The organism is Methylotenera sp., assembly GCF_030653755.1.
In the GTDB taxonomy this organism is placed as follows: Bacteria; Pseudomonadota; Gammaproteobacteria; order Burkholderiales; family Methylophilaceae; genus Methylotenera.
The window spans coordinates 109,490-116,081 of the sequence record NZ_JAURYU010000001.1; the positions used below are offsets into that span (position 1 = coordinate 109,490).

Consider the following 6,592-nt stretch of genomic DNA (forward strand, 5'->3'; position numbering starts at 1 on the left):
CCTAATTAGAGCAACAATCTACGCACATCACTTAACATCATCCGCATATGACTTGTAAATCTTGCCCCATCTGCACCATCAATCACTCGATGATCATATGACAATGACATCGGCAAAATCAAACGCGGCTCAAAACCATTTGTCTCTTTATTATAAACAGGCTGCATAGATGAGCGTGAAACACCCAAAATTGCAACTTCAGGACAATTGATAATTGGCGTAAACATCGTACCGCCAATACCACCTAAGCTAGAAATCGTGAAGCATCCACCCTGCATTTCTTCTACTTTCAACTTGCGCTCACGTGCTTTTGCAGATAAATCCATCAAATCACGCGCAATATCCAGCACATCTTTTTGATGCACATCACGCACCACTGGCACCACCAAGCCGTCTGGCGTATCGCAAGCAAAACCAATATTAAAATAATTTTTCAATATCAAGTTATCGCCGTCAGGAGAAAGTGAAGCATTGAAGTTAGGGTATGCTTTTAACGCATTCACTGAAGCTTTAATCAAGAATGCAAGCATGGTCAACTTAACGCCGCGCTTCTCAGCATCCGCTTGCATAGACTTACGGAAATCTTCTAAATCTGTAATATCAGCTTCATCAAATTGCGTCACATGCGGTGCTGTCACCCAGTTGCGGTGTAGATTAGCCCCTGAAAGTTTTTTGATTCTTGAAAGCGGCTTGGTTTCTACTGCGCCAAACTTGCTGAAATCAATCACAGGCATTGGTAACGCAGCTAAACTACTCACACCAGCACCCATATTTTCGGTGCGAGGTTTTGCCAACTCACCTTTCACATAAGACTGCACATCACTTTGTAAAATACGGTTTTTTACACCAGTGCCAGTCACTAATGCCAAATTCACGCCTAATTCACGCGCAAACTTACGAATCGAAGGACTCGCATGCGAAAGCTTGCCAGAGACAACCACAGCACTTTCACCAACGGGTGCAGGCTGTTGAGCTGGTTGTACTGGCTTAGGTGGTTCTGGTGCAGGTCTTGTTGGCTCTGGAATTGCCACTTTAGGCGCTTCTTCCACAGCAACTGCTGCAGGCTTAGCCTCAACTACAGGCGCAGCAGCGGACTCAGTCACATCCATGGTCATTAACAACGTACCTTGAGCAGCTTTATCACCGACCTTGATTTTCACTTCTTTTACTACACCAGCAAAAGGTGCAGGAATATCCATAGAAGCTTTATCAGACTCAACCGTAATCAGCGAATCGTCTTTGGCAATCACATCACCAGCTTTAATGAGTACTTCAATTACATCCACACTATCGAAATTACCAATATCAGGGACAAAAATATCTTGAACGGCCATCTATGTATATCCTTAACCTGTCGTTGGGTTTGGCTTGTTAGCGTCCAAACTGTATTTTTTAACCGCTTCAGCCACTTTAGCAACTGGCAATTTACCTTCATCACTTAGCGCTTTTAACGCAGCTACAACCACATAGTAACGGTTCACTTCAAAGAAGTCGCGCAAAGCTTCGCGGCTATCTGAGCGACCAAAACCATCTGTACCAAGTGCAACAAATTTGTTAGGTACAAAACGTTGAATCTGCTCAGCAAAGCTCTTCATGTAATCAGTAGATGCAACAACAGGCCCTTTAGCATCTTTCAAGCAAGACGCAACATAACTTACTTTTTGTGTTTTCTCTGGATTCAACATATTCCAGCGATCACACTCCAAACCTTCACGACGAAGCTCAGTAAAGCTAGGTACACTCCATACGTCAGCAGAGATAGCCCAGTCTTTTTCCAACAATTCCGCGGCCGCAATCACTTCGCGCAGAATCACGCCACTACCCATCAACTGTACTTGCTTATCTTCAGTTCCTTTGCCCTTTAGTTTAGATTTACTAAAGCTATACATCCCTTTAAGAATACCTTCAGCACTGCCTTCTGGCATCGCTGGGTGGGTATAGTTCTCATTCATCAAGGTAATGTAGTAATACACATCTTCTTGATTTTGCACCATACGACGCAAACCTTCTTGAATAATCACTGCCAATTCATAAGAGAAGGTAGGGTCATAAGAAATACAATTTGGAATGGTTGCAGACATCAAATGGCTATGACCATCTTCATGCTGTAAACCTTCACCATTTAAAGTAGTACGGCCAGCCGTCGCACCTAACAAGAATCCACGTGCGCGTGAGTCACCAGCCATCCACGCTAAGTCACCAACACGTTGGAAACCAAACATTGAGTAGTAGATGTAGAACGGTATCATTTGCACACCCGTCACAGAATATGACGTTGCCGCAGCTAACCAGCTAGAGAATGAACCCGCCTCGTTAATACCTTCTTCTAAAATCTGACCATCTTTTGACTCTTTGTAGTACATCACTTGATCAGAATCTTGTGGCTCATACAACTGGCCTTGGCTCGCGTAGATTCCCAACTGGCGAAACATCCCTTCCATACCAAACGTACGCGCTTCATCTGGCACGATAGGTACAACATACTTACCAATTTGCTTGTCACGCACCAATGTAGACAAGATACGTACAAACGCCATCGTGGTAGAAATCTCACGGTCACCAGTTGCTGTCAGCATATTTTCAAATGCAGTCAATGCAGGCACAGTAAGCTCATTACCTTTACGACGACGTTGTGGCACAAAACCACCCATCGCTTCACGACGTGACGCCATATATTTCATTTCAGGTGAGTCTTCAGCTGGTTTGTAGAAACTCAAGCTCTCTACTTGCTCATCAGTTAATGGCAAATCAAAGCGATCACGGAATTTCTTAAGTGATTCGATATCCATGCTTTTTTGTTGGTGTGTCGTATTTTGACCCTCACCAGCATCACCCATGCCATAACCTTTAACCGTTTTAGCTAAAATAACAGTTGGCTGACCTTTATGATTTACTGCGGCATTGTAAGCTGCAAACACTTTATGCGGGTCATGTCCACCACGGTTTAAGCGCCAAATGTCTTGGTCACTCATTGCCGCAACCATTTCTTTCAGCTCAGGATATTTCCCAAAGAAATGCTCACGTGTATATGCGCCACCTTTTTGCTTAAAGTTTTGATACTCACCGTCCACGCACTCTTCCATGCGTTTTTTCAGCAAGCCATCTTTATCCATCGCCAATAATGGATCCCAATAAGAACCCCAGACCACTTTCAATACATTCCAGCCAGAACCACGGAAGTCAGACTCTAACTCCTGAATGATTTTGCCATTACCACGAACTGGTCCGTCCAAACGTTGTAAGTTACAGTTGATGACAAAAATCAAGTTATCAAGTTTTTCACGGCTCGCTAATGAAATAGCTCCTAATGATTCAGGCTCATCCATCTCGCCATCACCACAGAACACCCATACTTTACGATCACTCGTATCTGCAATACCACGGTCATGGATATACTTAAGGAAACGTGCTTGGTAAATACCAGCTAAAGGTCCTAAACCCATAGACACCGTAGGGAACTGCCAAAAGTCTGGCATTAACCAAGGATGTGGATAGCTAGGTAAACCATTACCACCAGTTTCTTGGCGGAAATTATCCATTTGCTCTTCTGAAATTCGGCCTTCTAAAAACGCACGTGCATAAACCCCTGGAGATGAGTGTCCTTGAAAATACACACAGTCGCCGCCAAAGTTCTCATTCGGCGCACGGAAGAAATAGTTAAATCCAGTATCATACAAAGTAGCAGCAGATTGGAAGCTAGCAATATGCCCACCAACACCCGGCGACTTCTCGTTCGCACGCAATACAGTCATCACGGCATTCCAGCGCACCAATGCACGCACTCTGCGCTCCATTTCTGGGTCGCCAGGCAATTTCGCCTGCAAGTGGGTTGGAATTGTATTTAAATATGCAGTCGTTGCTTTATAAGGTAAGTTACTACCTGAGCGACGCGCCTTATCAATCATCGCCTCTAATAAAAAATGTGCACGCTCTGTGCCCTCATTTTCAATAACGGCCATCAGTGCATCAAGCCACTCTTGAGTTTCTTGACTATCAATATCGGGATTATTCAAAGGTGTGTTCAATGACATTCAGTTGTAGCTCCGTGTAACTATATTTGCCAATTCATTTAATCGTATTGCACTTACATCAACAATGCCATCAGTAAGTATAATATCCAATCGAATAATGAAACAAAAACAAATACAGCGTGTCTGAAATACCGCGCATGTAAAATGCGTTGCAATTTAATTTTTTATAAAACAGTAGTGTGGCTTTTTTAGTGGTTTTGGTCAAGTTTACTAGCGTTTTTTAAACAATTTTCACATGTATCTTATATATAATCACTACATTCAATACAAGACTACAAGGGCAAAGAATGTCAGTTAAATTACGACAAAATGCAGCGATCGCAAACGAAAGTACATTAAAAGATAGCCAACACATACTCTTTGTACTTTCTAGCATTGATGACAAAAACATTCCTTTTAAAGACAATTTGGTCATAAAACTCAAACGTATCAAATCCAAGTTCAATGACTTAAATAAAACCCCTTTAACAATAGAGCTACCTAATGGTGGAGTTGCTAGTTACGTCATATTAGACCATCAATTAAATATGTTTCAGCGCCATACTTTACTGCGTAAAGCAATCAAGCCTATTATCTCAGAGCAGGCAGAAAACATCGACATTTGCGTTTTTGGAGAAGAAGCCATAAAAGAAGCGCATACATGTGCGGCCTATTATGTGGTAACTGTTAATGCTGCCAATTTACCGTCTAGAAAAAAAGAACATAAACCAAACGCTCTAAAATGCGTAACTATTCATGGTTACAAAGCTACACATGACTACGCCTATGTTAACGCGCGTGTTGCTGGCAATACGCTATGTCGTGAACTTACTATCACACCCCCCAATGATTTAACGCCTACAGTATATCGTCAAAAGATTGCCAAACTGGCCTCAGAAAATGGCTGGAACCATAAAGAATACGACATGAATGCACTTAAAGAAATGGGTGCTGGCGCCTTTATTGCTGTAGCGCAAGGATCAGAACAGCAAGATGCTGCAATTGTACATTTAACCTACAATCCAGCTAATGCTCAAAAGCATATCGCTATTATTGGGAAAGGCATTTGCTTCGATACTGGCGGACACAATCTTAAGCCTTCAAAATACATGCTTGGAATGCATGAAGACATGAATGGCTCTGCGGTAAGTCTCGGTATTCTACTTGCAGCATCACAAATGCAGCTACCTATCAAGCTGGATTGCTGGCTAGCCATCGCACAAAATCACATTGGCCCTAATGCATTCAAGCAGAATGATGTCATTACTGCATTAAACGGCATGACAATAGAAATTGTACATACAGATGCAGAAGGACGAATGGTATTAGCCGACACACTTACACTTGCGTCTCGTGAGAAACCTGATGTAATGATTGATTTTGCCACACTCACAGGCAGTATGATTACTGCTGTAAGCGATCGCATGAGTGGTGTTATTACGAACAGATCAGAGCTAGCGACTAAGGCAACCGATGCAGATTCAGAGTCCGGGGAGCGCATTGTCATGTTCCCATATAACGATGACTTTGACAGTGACTTAGATAGTGATATAGCAGATATTAAGCAATGCACACTAGAAGGTGATGCCGATCATATTCATGCTGCACGCTTTCTAGGAAAGTTTATTGAAAATGATACTCCATGGATACACACAGATCTTTCATCAGCAAACCGTAAAGGTGGATTGGGCGCTGTAGAGTCAGATACAAATGGATTTGGAGTCGGATTTGGTTTAGCACTTATCAAACGCTTGATAAATTAATCAGTTTTTTGTTATCAAAGTCACTTTTAACAACTGAACGATTAAAATTCGTTATATATATACATTCGTCAGCTTACAAGCGTATATTAAATATATTACTCACAATATTAAGGCTGTAAATAATCAGTTCTCATCATATTTCCTGAAAGGTTATCTACTTATGAATGAATCTAGACGCTTTACACGCATTCATTTTGATGCAGAAGTGCAACTACATATACATTTAATAGATGACATACATATTGCGCATTTAATAGACATATCGCTTAAAGGGGCATTAGTCGAAACAGACAGACCGATTACGACTTATATCGAGCAGCGCAGTTGCATGATGACGCTCATGCTTGCTGACCATCAAGAAAAAATCACAATGCAAGGTAAAATCATTCACCATGAAGGATATCTAATAGGTTTAGAGTCTCTGCATATCGATTTAGACAGTATTACAAACCTACGAAAGCTTATTCAGCTAAATACAAGTGATGAAACGCGCTTAGACACGGAACTTAGTCACATGTTGAGAAACTATGAAAATCTTAATATATCGAGAAACAAAAATTAAGTACTCGTAGCAATATCTGTAAAAAACCAGAAGGTAGCGTTAAGCAAACTCGTTATTTCAAACTCAAGTAGGGCTGTTTATGCTACATATGTTCAACACATAAAAAAACCCCCATTATATTGCTATGATGGGGGTTTTTGGTATAAATAGCTTGGCAGTGACCTACTTTCGCATGCAAAAAGCATACTATCATTGGCGCTGGTTCGTTTCACGGCCCTGTTCGAGATGGGAAGGGGTGGTTCCAAACCGCTATGGCC

Annotated in this window: 4 protein-coding genes and 1 rRNA gene; 2 read left to right on the forward strand and 3 right to left on the reverse strand. The window is 41.8% G+C overall.

All coding sequences use genetic code 11. The annotated features are described in order from the left end of the window. Positions 1-5: 5 nt before the first annotated feature. Together aceF and aceE are read right to left on the reverse strand one after the other, a co-directional pair. The gene (gene aceF / locus Q7U33_RS00515) at positions 6-1,334 is read right to left on the reverse strand and encodes a dihydrolipoyllysine-residue acetyltransferase (RefSeq protein ID WP_304857421.1); all 1,329 of its coding nucleotides are present in this window, start codon (positions 1,332-1,334) and stop codon (positions 6-8) included. A gap of 12 nt (positions 1,335-1,346) precedes the next feature. Beyond that, complete coding sequence (aceE, locus tag Q7U33_RS00520) at positions 1,347-4,031, reverse strand: pyruvate dehydrogenase (acetyl-transferring), homodimeric type (RefSeq protein WP_304857423.1); 2,685 nt, start codon at positions 4,029-4,031, stop codon at positions 1,347-1,349. Between the two features lie 287 nt (positions 4,032-4,318). Between aceE and Q7U33_RS00525 the strand changes: the two genes are divergently transcribed. Further along, positions 4,319-5,773 (forward strand): leucyl aminopeptidase family protein, encoded by a 1,455-nt coding sequence (locus tag Q7U33_RS00525; protein ID WP_304857425.1) that lies wholly within the window; start codon positions 4,319-4,321, stop codon positions 5,771-5,773. 160 nt (positions 5,774-5,933) lie between these two features. Further along, a complete protein-coding gene (locus Q7U33_RS00530) occupies positions 5,934-6,335 on the forward strand; it encodes a PilZ domain-containing protein (RefSeq protein ID WP_304857427.1) in 402 nt (133 codons plus the stop codon). Between the two features lie 149 nt (positions 6,336-6,484). On the opposite strand, the gene rrf is transcribed toward Q7U33_RS00530, so the two are convergent. After that, a 5S ribosomal RNA gene (rrf, locus tag Q7U33_RS00535) occupies positions 6,485-6,592 on the reverse strand; the annotation flags it as partial.

What these genes read in the sequence shown, in the direction of transcription:
- aceF (WP_304857421.1), bottom strand. Translation starts at nt 1,334, where the DNA reads ATGGCCGTTCAAGATATTTTTGTCCCTGATATTGGTAATTTCGATAGT.
- aceE (WP_304857423.1), bottom strand. Translation starts at nt 4,031, where the DNA reads ATGTCATTGAACACACCTTTGAATAATCCCGATATTGATAGTCAAGAA.
- Q7U33_RS00525 (WP_304857425.1), top strand. Translation starts at nt 4,319, where the DNA reads ATGTCAGTTAAATTACGACAAAATGCAGCGATCGCAAACGAAAGTACA.
- Q7U33_RS00530 (WP_304857427.1), top strand. Translation starts at nt 5,934, where the DNA reads ATGAATGAATCTAGACGCTTTACACGCATTCATTTTGATGCAGAAGTG.